The 21,309-nt window shown below is 63.1% G+C and carries 18 protein-coding genes; 8 read left to right on the forward strand and 10 right to left on the reverse strand.

Annotated features, from left to right (window positions below; all coding sequences use genetic code 11):
* Positions 1–98: 98 nt before the first annotated feature.
* Positions 99–1,310, reverse strand: coding sequence for an enoyl-ACP reductase FabV (gene fabV, locus AACG97_RS23635; protein WP_033690367.1), 1,212 nt, complete (start codon positions 1,308–1,310; stop codon positions 99–101).
* Between the two features lie 251 nt (positions 1,311–1,561).
* Here fabV and AACG97_RS23640 point away from each other — a divergent pair, with 251 nt between their 5' ends.
* Positions 1,562–2,740, forward strand: coding sequence for an acetyl-CoA C-acetyltransferase (locus AACG97_RS23640; protein WP_009682659.1), 1,179 nt, complete (start codon positions 1,562–1,564; stop codon positions 2,738–2,740).
* 135 nt (positions 2,741–2,875) lie between these two features.
* On the opposite strand, the gene AACG97_RS23645 is transcribed toward AACG97_RS23640, so the two are convergent.
* Positions 2,876–3,700, reverse strand: coding sequence for a 5-methyltetrahydropteroyltriglutamate--homocysteine methyltransferase (locus tag AACG97_RS23645; protein ID WP_047150128.1), 825 nt, complete (start codon positions 3,698–3,700; stop codon positions 2,876–2,878).
* 224 nt (positions 3,701–3,924) lie between these two features.
* Between AACG97_RS23645 and AACG97_RS23650 the strand changes: the two genes are divergently transcribed.
* Positions 3,925–5,412 carry a methylenetetrahydrofolate reductase C-terminal domain-containing protein gene (locus AACG97_RS23650; RefSeq protein ID WP_009682656.1) on the forward strand — a complete coding sequence of 496 codons (1,488 nt, stop codon included), beginning with the start codon at positions 3,925–3,927 and terminating at the stop codon, positions 5,410–5,412.
* Here AACG97_RS23650 and yjiA read toward each other — a convergent pair.
* The 3 genes from yjiA to AACG97_RS23665 all read right to left on the reverse strand — a co-directional run bounded on the left by yjiA (position 5,372) and on the right by AACG97_RS23665 (position 8,824).
* Complete coding sequence (yjiA, locus tag AACG97_RS23655) at positions 5,372–6,349, reverse strand: GTPase (protein ID WP_054882160.1); 978 nt, start codon at positions 6,347–6,349, stop codon at positions 5,372–5,374. The genes AACG97_RS23650 and yjiA overlap by 41 nt on opposite strands.
* Before the next feature lie 197 nt (positions 6,350–6,546).
* The gene (locus tag AACG97_RS23660) at positions 6,547–6,744 is read right to left on the reverse strand and encodes a YbdD/YjiX family protein (protein WP_009682654.1); all 198 of its coding nucleotides are present in this window, start codon (positions 6,742–6,744) and stop codon (positions 6,547–6,549) included.
* 13 nt (positions 6,745–6,757) lie between these two features.
* Positions 6,758–8,824: a carbon starvation CstA family protein gene (locus AACG97_RS23665; protein ID WP_009682653.1), complete on the reverse strand. Its 2,067-nt coding sequence runs from the start codon at positions 8,822–8,824 to the stop codon at positions 6,758–6,760.
* Positions 8,825–8,990: 166 nt separating this feature from the next.
* Here AACG97_RS23665 and AACG97_RS23670 point away from each other — a divergent pair, with 166 nt between their 5' ends.
* On the forward strand, positions 8,991–9,374 hold the full coding sequence (locus AACG97_RS23670) for a PilZ domain-containing protein (RefSeq protein WP_029886891.1): 384 nt from the start codon (positions 8,991–8,993) through the stop codon (positions 9,372–9,374).
* A gap of 242 nt (positions 9,375–9,616) precedes the next feature.
* Positions 9,617–11,137, forward strand: coding sequence for a nucleobase:cation symporter-2 family protein (locus AACG97_RS23675; protein WP_009682651.1), 1,521 nt, complete (start codon positions 9,617–9,619; stop codon positions 11,135–11,137).
* Positions 11,138–11,607: 470 nt separating this feature from the next.
* Here the strand turns inward: AACG97_RS23675 and radA are convergent, their stop codons facing one another.
* Entirely contained in the window at positions 11,608–12,978 is a 1,371-nt protein-coding gene (gene radA / locus AACG97_RS23680; protein WP_009681282.1) for a DNA repair protein RadA, read from the reverse strand.
* Positions 12,979–13,154: 176 nt separating this feature from the next.
* Here radA and mscL point away from each other — a divergent pair, with 176 nt between their 5' ends.
* Positions 13,155–13,574 carry a large-conductance mechanosensitive channel protein MscL gene (gene mscL / locus AACG97_RS23685; protein ID WP_009681281.1) on the forward strand — a complete coding sequence of 140 codons (420 nt, stop codon included), beginning with the start codon at positions 13,155–13,157 and terminating at the stop codon, positions 13,572–13,574.
* A gap of 71 nt (positions 13,575–13,645) precedes the next feature.
* On the opposite strand, the gene AACG97_RS23690 is transcribed toward mscL, so the two are convergent.
* Complete coding sequence (locus AACG97_RS23690; protein WP_009681280.1) at positions 13,646–14,422, reverse strand: ferredoxin--NADP reductase; 777 nt, start codon at positions 14,420–14,422, stop codon at positions 13,646–13,648.
* Positions 14,423–14,634: 212 nt separating this feature from the next.
* Here AACG97_RS23690 and AACG97_RS23695 point away from each other — a divergent pair, with 212 nt between their 5' ends.
* Positions 14,635–15,342 (forward strand): autoinducer binding domain-containing protein, encoded by a 708-nt coding sequence (locus AACG97_RS23695; protein WP_225785922.1) that lies wholly within the window; start codon positions 14,635–14,637, stop codon positions 15,340–15,342.
* A gap of 96 nt (positions 15,343–15,438) precedes the next feature.
* Positions 15,439–16,563: a methyltransferase gene (locus tag AACG97_RS23700; protein WP_009681278.1), complete on the forward strand. Its 1,125-nt coding sequence runs from the start codon at positions 15,439–15,441 to the stop codon at positions 16,561–16,563.
* 383 nt (positions 16,564–16,946) lie between these two features.
* Here the strand turns inward: AACG97_RS23700 and AACG97_RS23705 are convergent, their stop codons facing one another.
* From AACG97_RS23705 to AACG97_RS23715, 3 genes are read right to left on the reverse strand one after another with little or no spacing between them, the layout of a single operon-like run.
* Positions 16,947–17,102 carry a DUF2474 domain-containing protein gene (locus AACG97_RS23705; RefSeq protein WP_009682264.1) on the reverse strand — a complete coding sequence of 52 codons (156 nt, stop codon included), beginning with the start codon at positions 17,100–17,102 and terminating at the stop codon, positions 16,947–16,949.
* Between the two features lie 9 nt (positions 17,103–17,111).
* Entirely contained in the window at positions 17,112–18,119 is a 1,008-nt protein-coding gene (gene cydB, locus AACG97_RS23710) for a cytochrome d ubiquinol oxidase subunit II (RefSeq protein WP_009682263.1), read from the reverse strand.
* Positions 18,120–18,122: 3 nt separating this feature from the next.
* On the reverse strand, positions 18,123–19,559 hold the full coding sequence (locus AACG97_RS23715) for a cytochrome ubiquinol oxidase subunit I (protein WP_009682262.1): 1,437 nt from the start codon (positions 19,557–19,559) through the stop codon (positions 18,123–18,125).
* Positions 19,560–19,903: 344 nt separating this feature from the next.
* Here AACG97_RS23715 and AACG97_RS23720 point away from each other — a divergent pair, with 344 nt between their 5' ends.
* Complete coding sequence (locus AACG97_RS23720) at positions 19,904–21,124, forward strand: MFS transporter (protein ID WP_009682261.1); 1,221 nt, start codon at positions 19,904–19,906, stop codon at positions 21,122–21,124.
* The last annotated feature ends 185 nt before the right edge of the window (positions 21,125–21,309 follow it).

Below are 21,309 nucleotides of genomic sequence, written 5' to 3' on the forward strand. Positions count from 1 at the left end.
AGCCCATCGCCGGCAAGCCAGCCCCGACACAGGCCTTGAAGGCACCGCTGTCGAAATGGGAGCTGGCGTGCCAGCGATGAGGCCAGCACGGTGTGAAATTACAACTCGACGCAGTCGAACTTCACATCGGTGGCTACGTCTTCGTCGTAGTTGACGTCAGCGCGCTCAAAGCCGAACAGGTTGAGGAACTGCTTCTTGTAACCGGCGTAGTCGGTCAGCTGGAACAGGTTCTCGGTGGTCACCTGCGGCCACATGGCCTTGCAGGCATCCTGCACGTCGTCGCGCAGTTCCCAGTCGTCCAGGCGCAGGCGGGCCTTCTCGTCCACTTCGGCCGGGGCGCCATCGGCACGGTACATGCGGTCGCGGAACATGCGGTCCAGTTGGTCCTGGGTACCCTCGTGCACACCCTTTTCCTGCATGATCTTGAAGACCATCGACAGGTACAGCGGCATCACCGGAATGGCCGAGCTGGCCTGGGTCACCACCGACTTCAACACCGCCACGTTGGCGCCGCCCTTCACTTCAGCGGCCAGCTTCTTGTCCAGGCGCAGCGCGGTTTCATCCAGGTCCTGCTTGGCCTGGCCCAGGGCGCCGTGCCAGTAGATTGGCCAGGTGATCTCGGTGCCGATGTAGCTGAAGGCCACGGTACGGGCACCCTCGGCCAGTACGTCGGCGCCCGCCAGGGCGTCGATCCACAGTTGCCAGTCCTGGCCACCCATGACGGTAACGGTGTCGGCGATTTCCTGCTCGGTGGCCGGCTCGATGCTGGCCTCGATGATGGTGTCCTTGTTGGTGTCGATGGCAGTCGACTTGTACGGCTGGCCGATCGGCTTGAGTGCCGAGCGGATCACTTCACCGGTCTGCGGCAGCTTGCGCACCGGCGACGCCAGCGAGTAGATGACCAGGTCGACCTTGCCACCCATTTCGTTCTTGATCAGCTCGATGACCTTGGCGCGGGCTTCGTTGGAGAAGGCGTCGCCGTTGATCGACTTGCTGTACAGGCCCTCGGCCTTGGCGAACTTATCGAAAGCCGCAGCGTTGTACCAGCCAGCGGTGCCGGCCTTGGTTTCGGTGCCTGGCTTTTCGAAGAATACGCCCAGGGTGTCGGCCTTGAAGCCGAACGCTGCAGTAATGCGTGCTGCCAGGCCATAGCCACTGGAAGCACCGATGACCAGGACCTTCTTCGGACCATCCTCGCGCACGCCCAGCTTGCGGGTGGCTTCGATCTGGTCACGGACGTTGAGCTCGCAGCCCTTCGGGTGAGTCGTGGTGCAGATGAAACCGCGAACCTTAGGATGAATGATGGCCAATGTCTGTACCTCGTCAGGTTTATGCTGGGGAAGCGCCACATGGGCGTTTCCTGTTGATCAGAGGGTGAGACTACCCCCGCAGGTTATCCGACACATATTACGGGGTGATCCGGGCGATGCAAAACCGGGGTGGACCGCTGCGCGCCCATTCATTTGCTTTTCACATCAATCTCAAAGAAAAACAAACTTAACAAATGAGCCCAGGGCACCGATGCTTGAAGCCCTACGCCCACCGCACGGAGAACAACAACATGAACGACGTGGTCATCGTCGCCGCAACCCGTACCGCCATCGGCAGCTTCCAGGGTGCCCTGGCCAGCGTGCCTGCGGTCGACCTCGGCGCCGCCGTGATCAAGCGCCTGCTGGAGCAGACCGGGCTGGACCCGGCGCAGGTCGACGAAGTCATCCTCGGCCAGGTGCTGACCGCCGGCGCCGGGCAGAACCCGGCGCGCCAGGCCGCGATCAAGGCCGGCCTGCCCTTCAGCGTACCGGCGCTGACCCTGAACAAGGTCTGCGGCTCGGGCCTGAAAGCCCTGCACCTGGCGGCCCAGGCCATCCGCTGCGGTGACGCCGAGGTGGTGATTGCCGGGGGCCAGGAGAACATGAGCCTGGCCCCCTATGTGATGCCCTCGGCCCGCACCGGCCAGCGCATGGGCCATGGCCAGCTGATCGACAGCATGATCACCGATGGCCTGTGGGATGCCTTCAACGACTACCACATGGGCATCACTGCCGAAAATCTGGTGGACGAGTACGGCCTCAGCCGTGAACAGCAGGATGCCTTTGCCGCCGAGTCGCAACGCAAGGCACTCGCTGCCATCGAGGCCGGCCGCTTCGATGCGGAGATCACCCCTGTCGTGCTGCCGCAGAAGAAGGGCGAGCCGAAAGTGTTCGCCCGTGATGAGCAGCCGCGCCCGGACACCACTGCCGAGTCGCTGGGCAAGCTGCGCGCAGCGTTCAAGAAAGACGGTAGCGTCACCGCTGGCAATGCCTCCAGCCTGAACGACGGCGCTGCCGCCGTGCTGCTGATGAGCGCCACCAAAGCCGAGGCCCTGGGCCTGCCGGTGCTGGCGAAGATCGCCGCTTATGCCAGTGCCGGGGTAGACCCGGCGATCATGGGCATCGGCCCGGTTGCGGCAACGCGGCGCTGCCTGGACAAGGCCGGCTGGCAGCTGAGCGAACTGGACCTGATCGAAGCCAACGAAGCCTTTGCTGCACAGGCACTGGCCGTGGGCAAGGCGCTGGAGTGGGATGCGGCACGGGTCAATGTGAACGGTGGGGCGATTGCCTTGGGCCACCCGATTGGTGCGTCCGGCTGCCGGGTGTTGGTGACCTTGTTGCACGAGATGATCAAGCGCGATGCCCACAAAGGCCTGGCGACCTTGTGCATTGGCGGTGGCCAAGGTGTTGCACTGGCTATCGAACGTTGAGCGGCGTTTGAGTTGAGCAGGCCCGGCCTGTTCGCGGGCTTGCCCGCTCCCACAGGGTAGCGCAGGTTTCAATACATGCGCTGTACCTGTGGGAGCGGGCAAGCCCGCGAACAGGCCGGCACAAGCAGCAGATGATCAAGCCGCGACTCGGTACTGCTCCAGCGAGGCGGCCAGCGCAGCCACTTCGCGGCACTTCTGCACAGCCACCTCTACGGTGCCATGCGCCAACGAACAGGCCGGCGCCAGCCACAGCCGCGCCCCCAGGCGTTCATGGGCGTCTTGCAACAGCCCCAGGGCATTGTCCGACTCGCAAGGCGCGCCATCGCGGCCATCAACCAGGCCCAGCGACAGCACTTTGTAGGCCGGCAGGCGGTCAAGGATGGCCTGATACTGTGCCGGCGCCTGCACCAGATCGATGTGCAGGCCATCGACTGGCAGGTTGGCGGCCAGGCCAAGGTTGCCATCCAGGCCACCGGCGTACGTGGCAATCAACTTCTTCAACGGTGCACGCTGCAGGATGTTGTAGACGCGCTCGAAGGCGTTTTTCCAGTCCTGTGGCAGGTCGTGGGCGAGGATCGGTTCGTCGATCTGGACCCATTCGACGCCCAGCGCAGCCAAGCGGTTGAGGGCCTGATCATACAAGGGCAGCAGGCGATCGAGCAGTTCCAGCTTGTCGAAGTCGGCGTTGCGGGCCTGGCCCTGCCACAGGTAGGTCAACGGGCCAATCACGACAGGCTTGATGGCATGGCCCAGCGCGTTGGCATGCTCCACCTCTTCGAACAAGGGTTCCCAGTTGAGGGCAAACGGCTGGTCATCGGTACCCGGCAGCTGGCCACATTGGCCGGTTTCGCCGACAGGCAGCAGTTCGATACCGGCGTCCTTCTGCACTTGCCAGTGGCGGGCCCGCAGTTCGCGGTCGCCGCCAATGTGTGGAAAGCCCAGGTTGTGTGCCAGTGCCATGTGTCGCCCCTCAGCATGCTCAAATTGATGAGGGGATTTTCCAGTGGATCGTGGTGTTGAGACAAACTCATAAAATTTGAGATGAACCCAAGAAATTCTCATGATCCTGAGGGCGCAGGGGCCGACCCATGTCTTGTTCAGAGCACCAGCCTGCGCATCCGGACATGACCTCCTGCCCCTTCTGCCGCACAATGCCACCCTGACCATACCAGGTGCCCGGCCTCATGAGCCTGCTGAAAACCGCGCTGCGTGAACACCATTTCGTCTGTGTCATGGAGTTTGTGCCCAAAGCCTCTGCAGAACGCTTCGCTGCGATGCAAGCGATCATGGACCGTGCGCAGCTGTGCGGCTGGCCAATGACCGTGGCCATCGGCGACCGCGTCGGCAGCCCGCTGGACATGTCGCCGCTGGACGCCCTGGCCTCGTTCGACCGCCCGGTGCCGGCCCTGCCGCATTTCTCCGGCAAGGACCGCGAACGCCACCACTTGCTCGCGCAATTGCAGCGCATGGAGGCGGCCGGCCTCGACCAGTTGCTGCTGCTGACCGGTGACCGTTTGCCTGGGCATGAACCCGGCCAGCGCCCGGTGCGCTACCTGGAGTCGGTGGCCGCGCTGCAGATTGCCCGCCAGGCCTGCCCGCACTGGTTGCTGGGCGCGGCGCTGAACCCGTTCAAGTACCACGAGGAAGAAGGCGGTGCGCAGTACTTCAAGGCCGAGAAAAAACTGGCTGCGGGGGCCGACTTCCTTACCTTGCAACTGGGCTTCGACGCAGCCAAACACCAGGAAGCCATGCACTGGATGCGCCGCCAGGCCGCGCCCAAACCCATGCTGGCCTGCCTGATGAGCCTCAACCATGGCCGTGCAGCGATGCTCGACCACGTCGCCGGCGTGACCGTTACCCCCTCCATGCGCGAGATGCTCGAGGCGGAAACGGCGCAGTCCAAGGCTTTTGCCCAGTCGCGCAGCGTTGATCGCCTTGCCTTGCAGATCATCGGAACGAAGCTGATGGGTTACGCGGGCGTGCACCTGTCGGGCATTCATGACCTGAAGCAGCTGCTTGCCCTTGAAGCGCGACTGGCGTACTGGCAAACGCACGTCCACACCCTGGAGCAATGGGCGCCCGCCTGGCAAGCCAGTTGGCAAATGCCGGGGCTGCCGGCAGTCACCTTCCATCCCCCCCAGGCCAACTGGCGCCAGGGCGAATCAAGGGTCGATGCCTCGTTCAAGGAAAAAGCCCGCTACCACCTGATGCATGGCATGCATGGGCTGCTGTTCAGCCGCCGCAACAGCCTGAGCAAGGCGTTTGGCTGGGCGGTGCGCCAGCCACTGTGGACTACCCGCCTTGGCGCACAGGTGCTGCACACCCTGGAGCGCAGTGTTAAGCGCCCGTTGGTTGGCTGTGATACCTGCGGCCGCTGCCGCCTGGAAGACACCTTGTACACCTGCCCGGAAACCTGCCCCAAGGGCCTGGCCAATGGCCCCTGTGGGGGCACCGCGCTCAACCGCTGCGAGTTCGGCGACCGCGAGTGCATCCACAGCATCAAGTACCGCACGGCCAAGGCCGTGGGGCAAACCGCCGTGCTGAGGGAGCGGCTGATCCCCTGCATCGAGGAGCAAACGCGCCACCGCAGCTCGTGGCCGCAGTGGTTCGCGCCACCCTCGCCGGGCCGGGTCAGCCCTCAGCCAGCGCCTCGAACCCAGCCCGAATCGTAGCCTCGGGCAGGTCATCGGCAATGAAGACCATCACGCTTTCGCGGGTTTCGCCTTCGGCCCACTCGGCGTCCCAGTCGAAGCCATATAGCTTGAGCACACCCTGGAACACCAGCTTGCGGTCCTCGCCGGCAATGTTCAGCACGCCCTTGTAACGCAGCAGCTGCTTCCCATGGGTTTCCAGCAGCTCGTTCATGAAGCCGCTGAGGCGGTCGATATCCAGCGCGGCTTCGGTACGCAACACCAGGGTGCCGATGCGGTCGGGGGTGGCCGGCTTGAGCACCGGGCGCAGCGAGGGTTTCAGGTTTGCGCCCAGGTCGGGGTTGAGGTTGAAGCCGCGCACGTCCAGCAACTCTGCCAGGTCGATGCAACCGTGCTCGACCACTCGGATCGCCGCCCGCCCGTTGATACGGGCCAGGCGTTCGCGCAGGGCCTGGACCGCAGCCGGCTCGACGAGGTCGGTCTTGCTCAGCAACAGGCGATCGGCAAAGCCAACCTGGGCCTGGGCGATGGTCTGGGTCAGATGCAACTCGGCATGCTTGGCATCGACCAGGGTGATGATGCCGTCGAGGATGTAGCGCTCGCGCAGTTCCTCGTCGATGAAGAAGGTTTGCGCCACCGGGGCCGGGTCGGCCAGGCCGGTGCATTCGATCACCAGGCGGTCGAAGGCGATTTCGCCGGCATCCAGGCGCTCGAGCAGAAGGTACAAGGCGCGGGTCAGGTCGCCATGGATGCTGCAGCACACACAGCCGTTGGCCAGGGTCATCACCTGCACCGGCTGGTCGCCCAGCAACTGGCTGTCGATGCCGGCGTCACTGAATTCGTTTTCGATCACCGCCAGCTTCAGGCCGTGCTCGGCCTTGAGCATGTGTTTGAGCAAGGTGGTCTTACCGGCACCGAGGAAGCCGGTGAGGATGGTTACGGGAATGGGCGTCTGCACGCAGAACATCTCCTGTGCGGAAAAAACACTGGCCCCATCGCCGGCAAGCCAGCTCCCACAGGTACCGCGCAAACCTTGACGCCTGGGCAGTACCTGAAAGAGCGCCCCAAAGGCACCGCACAAACCTGGAGGCCTGTGAAGTGCCTGTGAGAGCTGGCTTGCCAGCGATGAGGCCGGTACAGGTTAACGCTTGAGACTCAACAGCACTTGGGCCCGGACTTGCCGCCATAACGTGCTTCCTGACGTTCGCGGAAGAACTGCTCATACGTCATGACCGGCTTGTCCGGGTGTGTCTTGTGCATGTGCTCGACATAGTTGTCGTAGTCGGGCATGCCGACCATCAGGCGGGCGGCCTGCCCCAGGTACTTACCCAGTCGACCCAGGTCGTTGAACATGACAGCGGTCCTCTCAAGCGTCAGGCAGGGCCTGGAACGGGGTTTCCTTGTCGCTGCGTTCTTTGCGGCCGAGGGCGGCGTAGCCGACCTTGATGGCAAAGAACAGCACACTGAACACCACCAGCAGGAACAGAATGGTCAGGCCGGCGTTGGTGTAGGCGTTGAAGATCACGTGTTGCATCTGCCCGATGTCCTTGGCCGGGGCCAGAACCTGGCCGGCGTCCAGGGCGGTGCTGTATTTCTTGGCCAGGGCCAGGAAACCTACAGCCGGGTTCGGGTCGAACAGCTTGATCAGGCCCGCCGCCGTGGTGCAGATCAGCAGCCAGGCTGCCGGCAGCAGGGTGACCCAGATGTAGCGCTCGCGCTTCATCTTGATCAGGACCACGGTGCCCAGCATCAGGGCAATACCCGCCAGCATCTGGTTGGAGATACCGAACAGTGGCCACAGGGTGTTGATACCGCCCAGCGGGTCGATCACGCCCTGGTACAGCAGGTAACCCCACAACGCTACACAACCGCCGGTGGCCAGCAGGTTGGCACCCCACGACTCGGTGCGTTTCAGGGCTGGTACGAAGCTGCCCAGCAGGTCTTGCAGCATGAAGCGCCCGGCACGGGTACCGGCGTCGACCGCGGTGAGGATGAACAGCGCCTCGAACAGGATCGCGAAGTGGTACCAGAACGCCATGGTGTTTTCACCCGGCAGCACCTGGTGCAGGATCTGCGCGATACCTACCGCCAGCGTGGGTGCACCCCCGGCACGGGCCAGGATGGTGTGCTCGCCAATGTCGCGGGCCACCGCCTCCAGTTGTTCGGGCGTAATCAGGAAGCCCCAGCTGCTCACGGTCTGCGCGACCGACGCCACATCGGCGCCGACCACGGCTGCCGGGCTGTTCATGGCGAAGTACACGCCAGGTTCGATCACCGACGCAGCCACCATGGCCATGATGGCCACGAACGACTCCATCAGCATGCCGCCATAGCCGATGTAGCGGGCGTTGGTTTCGTTATCCAGCAGCTTGGGCGTAGTGCCCGAGGAGATCAGAGCGTGGAAGCCAGACACCGCACCACAGGCAATGGTGATGAACAGGAACGGGAACAGGGTGCCCTTCCATACCGGGCCAGTGCCATCGGTGAACTGGGTCAGCGCCGGCATTTTCAGCTCGGGCATGGTCACCAGGATGCCGATGGCCAGGGCGATGATGGTACCGATCTTGAGGAAGGTCGACAGGTAGTCGCGCGGCGCCAGCACCAGCCACACCGGCAGCACCGCAGCCACGAAACCGTAACCGACCAGCATCCAGGTGATCTGCACGCCGGTGAAGGTGAACGCCGGGCCCCATACCGGATCGGCCGCAATCTGGCCCCCCAGCCAGATCGAGGCCAACAGCAGCACCACGCCGATGATCGAGATTTCACCAATGTGGCCCGGGCGGATGTAGCGCATGTAAATGCCCATGAACATCGCGATCGGGATGGTCGCCATTACCGTGAACATGCCCCATGGGCTTTCGGCCAGGGCCTTGACCACGATCAGCGCCAGCACCGCCAGGATGATGATCATGATCAGGAAGCAGCCGAACAGGGCGATGGTGCCCGGAATGCGGCCCATTTCCTCGCGCACCATGTCGCCCAGCGAGCGGCCATTGCGGCGGGTAGACAGGAACAGGACCATGAAGTCCTGCACTGCACCGGCCAGCACCACACCGGCAATCAGCCACAGCGTGCCGGGCAGGTAGCCCATTTGCGCGGCGAGCACCGGGCCCACCAGTGGGCCGGCGCCGGCGATGGCGGCGAAGTGGTGGCCGAACAGAATGTGTTTGTTGGTCGGAACGTAGTCCAGGCCGTCGTTGTTGAGCACCGCCGGGGTGGCACGGCGCGGGTCGAGTTGCATCACTTTGGTGGCGATGAACAGGCTGTAGTAGCGATAGGCGACCAGGTAGATGGCCACTGCCGCGACCACGATCCACAAGGCATTGATCGCCTCACCGCGACGCAGGGCAACAACACCCAGCGCGCAGGCCCCTATGACTGCCAGCGCCAGCCACGGTATGTGGCGTAGCAGGCTATTATTGTTGTTCATGGTTAGCTTCCAGCTGTTGGATTGGAAAGACCGCCCACCGAGTCTAGGGCGAGTCAGGCGGCATTGCCACACTTGCTTTGGTCTAGAGCCTCTGCGGCCAGATTGCAGTACCTGATGCACAAACCCTTCATCACCCTGATCAGGATGCCACCCGAGGGCCTTACCCATGAGCGATCACGACGAACGTAGGCGTTTCCAGCGAATCTGCTTCGACGCCCCTACCGAACTTCACCAAGGCTCCCGATGCTGGTCGCCCAAGCTGCTGGACATTTCGCTCAAGGGGCTGCTGGTGGAACGCCCGCAGCAATGGGATGCCGACCTGAGCCAGAACTTCGACGCAATCATCACGCTGGACGAGCAAACGCAGGTGACCATGCAGGTCGAACTGCGCCACGAGGAACCGGCCCGGCTTGGTTTCATCTGCCTGTACATCGATGTCGAATCGATGACCCATCTGCACCGTCTTGTGGAATTGAACCTGGGTGACGGCACCAGAATGATGCGTGAGCTGCGCGAATTGATCGAAGAATGGAATCTCTTAGCTAGCTAAGGGCCTTCCCACTTTGTGTTTCCTGTCTACTCAGACAGCTTTAGGGCTGGGTAGCAGGACTTTGTACACACCCCTCTAGTACAGCTTTAGACAAGTTGGTACGGCTCATGCATTGGGTTTTGACACACCCTGATGCCGCACTTGTGCGCGCTCCGATCAAAATATTGTATACAATTCTTGTGGCAATCAATCACGGGAAGTGTCTACAGTAGCGCCACAACAATAAACAGAGAGCCTGCTCCATGACTACGTCCCCTAGCACGTCTCCCGCTCAACGCCCCGAGGACGAAAACCTCGGGCTGGGCGCCAACCTGGCCTATGGTCTGCAACACGTGTTGACCATGTACGGGGGGATCGTCGCGGTGCCCCTGATCCTGGGGCAGGCCGCTGGCCTGAACGGTGGCGAAATCGGCATGCTGATCGCCGCCTCGCTGTTTGCCGGTGGCCTGGCCACCCTGCTGCAGACGTTGGGTCTGCCGTTTTTCGGCTGCCAGCTACCGCTGGTGCAGGGCGTGTCGTTCGCTGGCGTGGCGACCATGGGCGCCATTCTCAGCAGCGAAGGTGGCGGTGGCTTGCCGGGGGTGCTCGGTGCGGTCATGGCGGCATCACTGATCGGCTTTCTGATCACCCCGGTGTTCTCACGCATTACCAAGTTCTTCCCGCCCTTGGTGACCGGTATCGTCATCACCACCATCGGCCTGACCCTGATGCCGGTCGCCGCGCGCTGGGTAATGGGCGGCAACAGCGCTTCGCCCGAGTTCGGCAGCGTGGCCAATATCGGCCTGGCGGCGCTGACCTTTGCCATTGTGCTGCTGCTGAGCAAACTGGGTAGCGCGAGCATCTCGCGGCTGTCGATCCTGCTGGCCATGGTGGTCGGCACATTGATCGCCTGGGCGCTGGGCATGGCCGACTTCAGCAAGGTCACCGAAGGCCCGATGTTCGCCTTCCCCACGCCGTTCCATTTCGGCATGCCCGAGTTTCACATCGCGGCCATCCTGTCGATGTGCATCGTTATCATGGTGACCCTGGTGGAAACCTCGGCCGACATCCTTGCCGTGGGCGAGATCATTGATACCAAGGTCGACTCCAAGCGCCTGGGCAACGGCCTGCGTGCCGACATGGCGTCGAGCATTCTGGCGCCGATCTTCGGCTCGTTCACGCAAAGCGCATTCGCCCAGAACGTCGGCCTGGTGGCCGTTACCGGCGTCAAGAGCCGTTATGTGGTGGCTACCGGTGGCCTGATCCTGGTGGTTCTCGGCCTGCTGCCGATCATGGGCCGGGTCATTGCCGCCGTCCCTACCCCGGTACTGGGCGGTGCAGGCATCGTGCTGTTCGGCACCGTGGCGGCCAGTGGTATTCGCACTTTGTCCAAGGTCAGCTACAAGAACAACGTGAACCTGATCATCGTCGCGGCATCGCTGGGCTTCGGCATGATCCCGATCGCCGCGCCGACCTTCTACCACCACTTCCCGAACTGGTTCGAGACCATCTTCCACTCGGGCATCAGCTCGGCGGCGATCATGGCCATCCTGCTGAACCTGATCTTCAACCACTTCACCACCGGCAACTCGGAAAACCAGTCGGTGTTCGCTGCGGCCTACGAGCGCACCATCCAGTATTCGGACATTTCCGCACTGCGCAATGGCGACTACTTCAAGGATGGCAAGTTGTTCGATGCCGAGGGTAACGAGGTGCCGATGCTGGAGCTGGATGAGCATGGCAATGAAACGGTCAGACGCCCTGCGGCGGTGGCCGAGCATTGAGGGTTGCCTGAGCGGTGAGGTGGGGGGCCGATGCGCATCATCGGCCCCCTTTTTCGTTTGCCTGGGCTGACCCTGTCGCCGGCAAGCCACACAGGGCTCGCATCAGGGCTCACGGGTGTTTGCCACAAGGTATGCAGCGCCTGTGAGATTGAGCGCCGCCCGCGCGGCGCAATCGCGAGCTGCGCTCGCTCCTACGTTTGTTTCGGGCCAGTAACGCCTGTGACAGGCGCGCGCGGCCGCCTTGTTTGTACGGCGCGATATTGAGGCATGCACCAAGGCGTTCGCGCGCGAATCCCACAGGAATAATTGGCCCGAAACAAACGTAGGAGCGAGCGCAGCTCGCGATTGCGCCGCGCGGGCGGCGCTCGCTCTAACAGGCGCTGCCATACCTTGTGGCAAACACCTGTCAGCCCTAAGGCGATCCTTGTGGGAGCTGGCTTGCCGGCGATAGGGCCAGTACAGGCTACGAATTACTCGAACAATGCATCCAGGGCCTGCTCCAGCCGGGTCACGGCAATGACCTGCAGCCCCGCTGGCGGCTCCTTCGGCGCATTGCCCTTGGGCACGATCGCCCGCTTGAAGCCGTGCTTGGCCGCTTCCTTCAAGCGCTCCTGCCCGCTTGGCACCGGGCGTACCTCGCCCGACAAGCCGATCTCGCCGAACACCAGCAGGCCATGGGCCAGTGGCCGATTGCGCAGGCTGGACATCACCGCCGCCAGCAGCGCCAGGTCCGAAGCGGTTTCCAGCACCTTGACCCCGCCCACCACATTGAGGAACACGTCCTGGTCGTGGGTGGGTATACCGCCGTGGCGGTGCAGTACCGCCAGCAGCATGGCCAGGCGGTTCTGGTCCAGGCCCAGGGTGACCCGGCGCGGGTTGGCCAGGTGGCTGTCGTCCACCAGCGCCTGCACCTCGACCAGCATGGGCCGGGTGCCTTCCCAGGTGGCCATCACCACGCTGCCCGGCACTTCCTCCTGGGTACGGTTGAGGAAGATCGCCGACGGGTTGGATACCTCCTTCAAGCCGCGGTCGGTCATGCCGAACACGCCCAGCTCGTTGACGGCGCCGAAGCGGTTCTTCACCGCCCGCAGCAAGCGCAGGCGGCCGTCGGACTCGCCCTCGAAATACAACACGGTATCGACCATGTGCTCCAGCACCCGCGGGCCGGCCAGCGAGCCCTCCTTGGTGACATGGCCGACCAGGAAGATGGCCGTGCCGCTCTGCTTGGCATAACGCACCAGCAACGCCGTGCTTTCACGCACCTGGGCAACGCCACCAGGGGCTGACTGCAACTGCTCGGTGAAGATGGTCTGGATGGAGTCGATCACCATTACCCGCGGTTTTTCGACACGTGCCGTGGCAATGATCGTCTCGATGCAGGTTTCGGTCATGACCTTGAGCTTGTCCTGGGGCAGGCCCAGGCGGCGCGAGCGCATGGCCACCTGTTGCTGCGATTCCTCGCCAGTGACATACAGTGCCGGCATGCCCACGGCGATATTGCACAGGGTCTGCAACAGGATGGTCGACTTGCCGATACCAGGGTCGCCACCAATCAGCACCACCGAGCCGTCTACCAGGCCGCCACCCAACACACGGTCGAGCTCGGTGCTGCTGGTGGTGAAACGGGGGATCTCCTCGACGCTGACTTCGGCCAGGGTCTTGATCTGTGCCTGCTGCCCGGTCCAGCCGGCGCGGCCACTGCTGGGCGCAGCGGCACCGCCGCTTTCGATCATGGTTTCGACCAGGGTGTTCCAGGCCCCGCATTCACCACACTGGCCGGCCCATTTGGGGAAGGTCGCGCCGCACTCGGTGCAGCCATACATGCGCTTGGCCTTGGCCATGGGTTGGGGTCTCCTGGAAAAATCGCCATGATAGCCGAGCCGCACGTGCCTCGAGCGCTTCGGGATGCGACAAAACTATTCGTTCTAACCGCAGTCAGTTGCCCTGAACACGACGCATGAAGCGTTCAAGTGGCTTACACTGCGTTTACCTCACCTTTTGTTACAAGGATCTAAACATGGGCATGCTCAATGAGTTCAAGGCCTTCGCGGTCAAAGGCAACGTCGTCGACATGGCGGTTGGTATCATCATCGGCGCAGCCTTCGGCAAGATCGTCTCGTCCTTCGTCAGCGACGTGATCATGCCTCCGCTGGGCCTGTTGATTGGTGGTGTGGATTTCAGCGACCTGGCCATTACCCTGAAAGCCGCTCAAGGTGACGTACCGGCGGTGGTGCTGGCCTATGGCAAGTTCATCCAGACCGTGATCGACTTCCTGATCGTGGCCTTCGCCATTTTCATGGGCGTGAAGGCCATCAACCGGCTCAAGCGTGAAGAGGCCGTGGCACCGACTGCCCCGCCAGTGCCTACCCCCCAGGAAACCCTGCTGACCGAGATTCGCGATTTGCTCAAGACGCAGAACCAGAACCGCCTGCCTTGAGTTTGCCGGGCTGCCTTGCAGCCCGCTCCTGCTCGCCGGCACCGGCAGCGCCGGTGCCCAGGCCCGGCGCCTTACCAATAATTCTCGACCGCCACCTGGCCGGGGCGCTTGCTCAGGCTCAACTGCAGGTCGCGTGCCTTGAGCACCTTGCGTGTCTCGTCGATCATCTCCGGGTTGCCGCACAGCATCACCCGCGAATGCTCGGGGGACAGTTCCAGCCCCGCCGCCCTCTCCAACTCACCGCTCTCGATCAGCGTGGTAATGCGCTGGTTCAGCGCACCAGGGTGCTGCTCGCGCGTGACCACCGGAATGAACTGCAACTTGCCAGCAAACTCGGCCAGATAATCGCGCTGTTCCAGCCCGGCAATTTCATCCACATAAGCCAGTTCTCTGGCCTCGCGTACCGAATACACCAGCTTGATGCTGTCGAACCGCTCCCAGGCCTCGAAGTCCTGCAGGATCGACATGAACGGCGCAATGCCGGTACCGGTAGCCAGCAGCCACAGGTCGCGGCCGCCGACGAAGCGGTCGAGGGTGAGGAAGCCAAACGCCTGGCGGTCTATCAGCAAGGTATCACCTGCCCCCAGGCGGCTCAGCTCACTGGTGAACTCGCCGCCCGGCACCACGATAGAGAAGAAATCCAGGTGCTCGTCATGGGGCGCACTGACCATGGAATAGGCGCGCCATACCACGCTGCCATCGGCCTTGGTCACGCCCAGCCGGGCGAACTGGCCGGAACGGAATCGGAACCCGGCATCGCGCGTAACCCGCAGGCTGAAGAGGTTCGGCGTCAGCGGCTGAACATCGAGCAGGGTCTGGCGGGTGAACTTTTCGGCGCTAGCGGTCATATCGGGCTCCAGGGTTGGCGTGTGCACAGTGTCGCCTAAAGTGCTCGGGATAAAAACCACCGCTTTGTAGGGCCTCACGCCGGGTGCCGGTATGAAAGTCGCAGAGAATGCGGTTGGCTATAGCAAAAAATCCCAACACAACGGTAGGTCTTTTCCTACACTAGTCCTGATTCTCAAACGGATTGGATCCCGCGCCTCAAGGAGTGTTTCAGATGCTTCACTGGAAACCTGAACATCTTGATGCGCTCGTCAGCGAGCGCAGCCCAAAGAAGCTGTTCAACATCGCAGTGCATCTGGCGCAGGACCTGGCCATGCAGTACCTGGGGCTGAACCTGCGCATTCAGATCGCGACCCAGACGCCCAGGCTCTACCTGTACAGCAACTATCCGGATGAATGGATCAGTCGCTATCAGCGCGACGACTTCTACAAGCAGGACTGCGCCGCCCACCTCAGCCACCAGTCGACCCTGCCGGTGCTGTGGACCGACGAGCTCTATCATGAGGCCCCGCACTTTCGCGAAGCAGCCTGCCAACATGGCCTGCGTCACGGTTGGACGCAGTCGCTGCACGACCTGCAACACAACGAGAGCCAGATCAGCGTGGCCCGCCCGGCGGGCAGCATCGACATCAACGAGCTCTACGAGAAGGCCGGCAGTGTGCAGTGGCTGTGCCACACGCTGCATGCCGTGCTCGGCGAACACCACCTGAACGCGTTATGCCCGCCACAACCGAAGATGAGCGCGCGTGAGCTGGAAGTGCTGAAATGGTCCGCCGCTGGCAAGACCGCTGCCGACGTTGCCTGCATTCTGTCGTTGTCGCAAAGCACGGTGAATTTCCATATCCGCAGCGTGATCACCAAGACCAATGCCGCCAACAAGGCTGGCGCCATCGCTATTGCCGCGCTGCGCGGCTGGATCTGACCTTCAGACCTGCGACCCGGGGCAAAGCCCTGTAGAATCGCCTGGCAAAGCCCGGGGCGAACCGCAACGGGCAGTTTCATACCCGAGCCAGACGCCATGCCCCTGTTGACCACCCCTTACGCCGAACTCGACCTGATCCGCCAGCCCGAACAGGCCAACGACCCTTTGCAGGCTTTCGATGCCGCCGACGAATACCTGCTCGCGCAGTTGCACGCGCAGGCACCTGACGCCAACTGCCGGGTGCTGGTGCTCAACGACAGCTTCGGGGCCGTGGCCGCCAGCCTGGCTGGCAAGGTGCAGGTGACCAGCAGCGGCGACTCCCACCTGGCGCACATGGCCCTGGAAAAGAACCTGGCGCGCAATGGCCTGCCGTTCGACAGCGTGCCGTTCGTGCCAGCCAGCGAGCACTGGCAGGGCCCGTTCGACCGGGTGCTGCTGCGCGTGCCTAAAACCCTGGCCCTGCTCGAAGAGCAACTGATTCGCCTGCAGGGGCAGCTGGCCCCCGCTGCGCAGGTGATTGCCGGGGCAATGGTCAAGCACTTGCCACGCGCGGCCGGTGACCTGTTGGAGAAATACATCGGCCCGGTGCAGGCTTCGCTGGCGCAAAAGAAGGCCCGCCTGCTCACCGCGACGCTGGCAGAGCGCCCCCTGGCCCGCTCGCCCTACCCTAGCCGTTACCGCCTGGACACGCCGGCGCTGGAATTGCTCAACCATGCCAACGTGTTCTGCCGTGAGGGCCTGGATATCGGCACGCGGGCGTTCCTGCCGCACCTGCCACGCGACCTCGGCCGCGCGCGGGTAGCAGACCTGGGCTGTGGCAACGGGGTGCTGGCCATTGCCAGTGCCCTGGCCAACCCGGATGCCGAGTACACCTTGGTGGACGAGTCGTACATGGCGGTGCAATCGGCACGGGAGAATTGGCGCGCCGCCTTGGGTGAGCGGCCGGCCAACTTCGAAGCAGCCGACGGCTTGGCCGGGGTCGAGAAACAGTCGCTGGATGTGGTGCTCTGCAACCCGCCGTTCCACCAGCAACAGGTGGTTGGCGATTTTCTTGCCTGGCGCATGTTCCAGCAGGCACGCGAAGCGTTGGTGGTGGGCGGGGCCCTGTACATCGTGGGCAACCGCCACCTGGGCTATCACAGCAAGCTGGCGCGGTTGTTCCGTGGGGTGGAGCAGGTAGCGGCTACGCCCAAGTTTGTAATCCTCAAAGCGCGCAAGTAAGCCTGTACCGGCCCTATCGCCGGCAAGCCGGCTCCCACAGGTACTGCACGAGGCGCGAGGCAGATGCGACCCTGTGGGAGATTCTATGGTTTCTGGCAAGGGTAGCCGCAGCATCTTCAGCGCCTGTGAGATCGAGCGCCGCCCGCGCGGCGCATCGCGAGCTGCGCTCGCTCCTACGTTTGTTTCGGGCCAGTAACCCCTGTGCCAGATGCGCGCGGCCGCCTTGTTCGTACGACGCGATTTTGAGGCATGCGCCAAGGCGTTCGCGCGCAAATCCCACAGGAATAATTGGCCCGAAACAAACGTAGGAGCGAGCGCAGCTCGCGATGCGCCGCGCGGGCGGCGCTCGCTCTTGCCGGCGATAGGGCCAAAGCAGGCTGACCTCAATGGGTGGTCAGGCCAGCAGCCCCCATGAACAAGCGCATCACCCAGGCCGCCACACCCAGTGCGGCCACGCTCAACGCCCAGATCAACACCAGCCAACCCAGCCGCTGCCACAACGGTTTCTTTTCTTCCAGGCCATGCTTGCCAGTCATCATGCGGGCCTCCTAGTGGTAGCCGTCGTCATGGGTCACCTTGCCGCGGAACACGTAGTAGCTCCAGAAGGTATACCCGAGGATGAACGGCAGGATGAACAGGGTGCCAACCAGCATGAAGCCCTGGCTTTGTGCTGGCGCTGCGGCATCCCAGATCGAGATCGACGGCGGGATGATGTTCGGCCACAGGCTGATGCCCAAGCCGCTGTAGCCAAGGAATATCAGCACCAGCGTGAGCAGGAACGGCGTGTAGTGCGCGTTGCGGGCCACGGCCTTGAGCAAGCCATAGAACGTCACCAGTACCAGCAACGGCACCGGCATGAACCACAGCAGGTTAGGCATGCTGAACCAGCGGTCGGCGATCTGCGGGTAGGCAATCGGCGTCCACAGGCTGACGATACCGATCACCACCAGCAGCACCAGCGCCAAGGGACGGGCGATTTCGTGCATTTTCTGCTGCAGCGGCCCTTCGGTTTTCATGATCAACCAGGTGCAACCCAGCAGCGTGTAGGCCACGATCAGCCCCACCCCGCAGAACAGGCTGAACGGGGTCAACCAGTCGAGGGTGCCCCCGGCAAAATGCCGGTCGACCACCTTGAACCCTTCCAGGAACGCGCCCAGCGCCACCCCCTGGAAGAAGGTGGCGATCAGCGAACCCCAGATGAATGCCTTGTCCCAGATGTGCCGCTTGCGGGCGGTGGCCTTGAAGCGGAATTCAAAGGCCACCCCCCGGAAGATCAAGCCGATCAGCATCAGGATCAATGGCAAGTACAACGCTTCGAGCACTACCGAGTAGGCCATCGGGAAGGCCCCGAACAGCCCGGCCCCCCCGAGCACCAGCCAGGTTTCGTTGCCGTCCCACACCGGGGCGACGGTGTTCATCATCACATCACGGTCATGCTCGCCCTTCACGAACGGGAAAAGCATGCCGATGCCCAGGTCGAAACCATCCATCACTACGTACATCATCACGCCGAAGATGATGATCACCGCCCAGATCAGCGGAAGGTCGATACCCATGGCTCAGTTCCCCTTGTTCAGGCTGGCGGTGTTGGCCTCGTGGCCATCATCGGCGGCGGACAGCGGCCGCGCCGGGGTGCGTTTGGTGCCGGGGCCACCTGGGTTGATTTCGTCACCCTCACCGGTCTGCGGGCCCTTGCGCACCAGGCGCAGCATGTAGCCAAGGCCGGTGCCGAACAGGGCGAAATACACCACCACGAACGCCACCAGGGTAAAGCCAAGCTGCGCATAGCTGTGGTTGGACACCCCGTCTGCGGTGCGCAGCAAGCCGTACACCACCCAGGGCTGGCGGCCAATTTCAGTGGTGAACCAGCCGGCCAGCAGCGCCACCAGGCCGGAGGGCCCCATCCACACTGCCATGTGCAGGAACGGCCGCGAGGTGTACAGCGTGCCCCGCTTGCGTAGCCAGAGGCTCCACAGGCCAACGAAGATCATCAGCAGGCCCAGGCCGACCATGATGCGGAACGACCAGAACACAATGGTCGAGTTGGGCCGGTCTTCTGGCGGGAAGTCCTTCATCGCCGGCACCTGCTTGTCCAGGCTGTGGGTCAGGATCAGGCTGCCAAGCGCCGGGATCTCAAGCTTGAAGCGGGTGGTTTCGGCCTGCATGTCAGGAATGCCGAAAAGGATCAGCGGCGTCGGCTCACCGGGCACGTTCTCCCAGTGGCCTTCGATCGCAGCGATCTTCACCGGTTGGTGCTTGAGCGTGTTGAGGCCGTGGAAGTCGCCGATCACCGCCTGGATCGGGGCGACGATCAGTGCCATCCACATGGCCATCGACAGCATCTTGCGCACCGCCGGGTTGTCCCGCCCGCGCAGCAGGTGCCAGGCCGCCGAGGCGCCGACGAAGAACGCGGTGGACACGAACGCGGCCGTGGCCATGTGCATCAGGCGGTACGGGAACGAGGGGTTGAACACCACGGCCAGCCAGTCTACCGGCACTACCCGGCCATCGATGATCTCGTGGCCTTGCGGGGTTTGCATCCAACTGTTGGAGGCCAGGATCCAGAACGTGGACACCAGCGTACCCAGTGCCACCATCAGCGTGGAGAAGAAGTGCAGCCCTCTGCCCACACGATTCCAGCCGAACAGCATGACCCCGAGGAAACCGGCTTCGAGGAAGAAGGCGGTGAGCACCTCGTAGGTGAGCAGTGGGCCGGTAACCGCGCCGGCGAAGTCGGAGAAGCGGCTCCAGTTGGTACCGAACTGGTAAGCCATGACCAACCCCGAGACCACCCCCATGCCGAAGTTCACCGCGAAGATCTTCGACCAGAAATGGTAGAGGTCGCGGTAGACCTGGTTGTGGGTGCGCAACCACAGGCCTTCGAGCACCGCCAGGTAGCTGGCCAGGCCAATGGTAATGGCTGGGAACAGGATGTGGAACGACACGGTAAAGGCGAACTGCATTCGGGCGAGCTCTAAGGCTTCTATTCCGAACATGGTGCTTCCTCTTCAGATAATCCGGCGTACGGGCTCGTGGCACCGTCGCCCACTGCCCCCACTGGGTCGAGTACGGCGCGTTGGAATTGTTCTGTTCGATCGCAGGGATTCCGGCCCACTGGGCCCATTCGTTAGTTCTGGAACGATTGATCCAGATCAACGACTGCTAGGAAGCATAGTCCTGAATGCACGGTTGGGCCGTGCGGTGGATTGCCGCGTGACCGGTTGCCCCACCGGCTTTCATGACGCGCGAAAAAGTGCTGACCCGGGCAAACAGTAACTGTTTGTTACAAACAGATGATACGCTGCGCCCCCCTCCACTGCGCCGAGGCCCCAGGGTTCCGATGTCCGATTCCGCACCGCAGTTGTTGCGCCAGCACCGCCCGTTTCTGGCCTTCTGGCTGGCCCGTGTATTCACCGCCAGTGGCTTCCAGATGCTCACCGTGGCCATTGGCTGGCACCTCTACCAATTGACCGGCAATGTTCTGGACCTGGGCCTGGTAGGCCTGGTCGAATTCGCCCCTCGGGTGCTGTTCATGCTGCACACCGGGCATGTCGCCGACCGCTATGACAGGCGCAAGGTCGCAGCGCTGTGCCAGAGCCTGCAGGGGCTGATTGCCCTGGCGCTGGCCGTGGGCAGCGCCACCGACAACGTTACCCGGGAACTGATTTTTGCCCTGGCCTTCCTGCTGGGCGCCACGCGCTCGTTCGAAATGCCAGCCACCCAGGCGCTGCTACCCAACGTGGTACCGCCAGGGCTGTTCCCACGGGCGGTGGCCGCTTCGGCCTCGGCCACCCAGTCGGCGACCATCGTCGCCCCAGCGGTGGGCGGTTTTCTGTACGCCTTTGGCAGCATCTGGGTGTATGGCCCGACGGTGGCCCTGTACGCCATCGCCTGCATCCTGACCCTGAGCCTGCAGGCACGCGGCCAGGTTACCCAGCGTGGGCGTGCCAGCGTCGAGTCGCTGCTGGCAGGGATCCGCTTCATTCGTAGCCGCCCGGACATTCTTGGGGCCATTTCGCTGGACCTGTTCGCTGTGCTGCTGGGCGGTGCCACGGCGCTGCTGCCGGTGTTCGCCAAGGACATACTGCTCACTGGCCCGCTGGGCCTGGGCCTGTTGCGCTCGGCGCCAGCGGTGGGGGCGTTGCTGATGTCGCTGTGGCTCGCGCGTTTTCCGTTCGAGCGCAATGTCGGGCGGACCATGTTCACCGCAGTGGGTATTTTTGGCGTGGCCACCATTGCCTTCGGCCTGTCCACCTCGTTCTGGTTTTCGCTGGCGGTGCTGGTGGTACTGGGCGCGGCAGACATGATCAGCATGGTCATCCGCAGTTCGTTCGTGCAACTGGAAACGCCCGATGAGATGCGCGGGCGGGTGAGCGCGGTGAACGGGCTGTTCATTGGTGCCTCAAATCAGCTCGGCGAGTTCGAGTCGGGGGTGACGGCGCACTGGTTTGGCACAGTGCCGGCAGTGGTGATGGGTGGGGTGGGCACGTTGCTGGTGACCGGGGTGTGGATAAAACTGTTCCCTACACTGGCCAAGCGGGATCGGTTGCACAGCGGTTGATGGGTTGCCGGCCACAGGACCAATACAGGCTACAGCGAACCCATTCCCCAACGGCCATAGGCCACCGCCGAGCATGCTGGTATGATGCGCGGCTTTTTTCCGCCCCACACAAAACCACGGCAAGCGGTACGGTCTGTGCTTTGCTGTTGGGGTCGATATATTCGTGGCGCCGGGCGCCTTGGGAG

Origin of the sequence: Pseudomonas sp. Nvir (assembly GCF_963778085.1) — a bacterium.
Classification (GTDB): Bacteria; Pseudomonadota; Gammaproteobacteria; order Pseudomonadales; family Pseudomonadaceae; genus Aquipseudomonas; species Aquipseudomonas juntendi.

What these genes read in the sequence shown, in the direction of transcription:
- AACG97_RS23640 (WP_009682659.1), top strand. Translation starts at nt 1,562, where the DNA reads ATGAACGACGTGGTCATCGTCGCCGCAACCCGTACCGCCATCGGCAGC.
- AACG97_RS23645 (WP_047150128.1), bottom strand. Translation starts at nt 3,700, where the DNA reads ATGGCACTGGCACACAACCTGGGCTTTCCACACATTGGCGGCGACCGC.
- AACG97_RS23650 (WP_009682656.1), top strand. Translation starts at nt 3,925, where the DNA reads ATGAGCCTGCTGAAAACCGCGCTGCGTGAACACCATTTCGTCTGTGTC.
- AACG97_RS23660 (WP_009682654.1), bottom strand. Translation starts at nt 6,744, where the DNA reads ATGTTCAACGACCTGGGTCGACTGGGTAAGTACCTGGGGCAGGCCGCC.
- AACG97_RS23665 (WP_009682653.1), bottom strand. Translation starts at nt 8,824, where the DNA reads ATGAACAACAATAATAGCCTGCTACGCCACATACCGTGGCTGGCGCTG.
- AACG97_RS23670 (WP_029886891.1), top strand. Translation starts at nt 8,991, where the DNA reads ATGAGCGATCACGACGAACGTAGGCGTTTCCAGCGAATCTGCTTCGAC.
- AACG97_RS23675 (WP_009682651.1), top strand. Translation starts at nt 9,617, where the DNA reads ATGACTACGTCCCCTAGCACGTCTCCCGCTCAACGCCCCGAGGACGAA.
- radA (WP_009681282.1), bottom strand. Translation starts at nt 12,978, where the DNA reads ATGGCCAAGGCCAAGCGCATGTATGGCTGCACCGAGTGCGGCGCGACC.
- mscL (WP_009681281.1), top strand. Translation starts at nt 13,155, where the DNA reads ATGGGCATGCTCAATGAGTTCAAGGCCTTCGCGGTCAAAGGCAACGTC.
- AACG97_RS23690 (WP_009681280.1), bottom strand. Translation starts at nt 14,422, where the DNA reads ATGACCGCTAGCGCCGAAAAGTTCACCCGCCAGACCCTGCTCGATGTT.
- AACG97_RS23695 (WP_225785922.1), top strand. Translation starts at nt 14,635, where the DNA reads ATGCTTCACTGGAAACCTGAACATCTTGATGCGCTCGTCAGCGAGCGC.
- AACG97_RS23700 (WP_009681278.1), top strand. Translation starts at nt 15,439, where the DNA reads ATGCCCCTGTTGACCACCCCTTACGCCGAACTCGACCTGATCCGCCAG.
- AACG97_RS23705 (WP_009682264.1), bottom strand. Translation starts at nt 17,102, where the DNA reads ATGATGACTGGCAAGCATGGCCTGGAAGAAAAGAAACCGTTGTGGCAG.
- cydB (WP_009682263.1), bottom strand. Translation starts at nt 18,119, where the DNA reads ATGGGTATCGACCTTCCGCTGATCTGGGCGGTGATCATCATCTTCGGC.
- AACG97_RS23715 (WP_009682262.1), bottom strand. Translation starts at nt 19,559, where the DNA reads ATGTTCGGAATAGAAGCCTTAGAGCTCGCCCGAATGCAGTTCGCCTTT.
- AACG97_RS23720 (WP_009682261.1), top strand. Translation starts at nt 19,904, where the DNA reads ATGTCCGATTCCGCACCGCAGTTGTTGCGCCAGCACCGCCCGTTTCTG.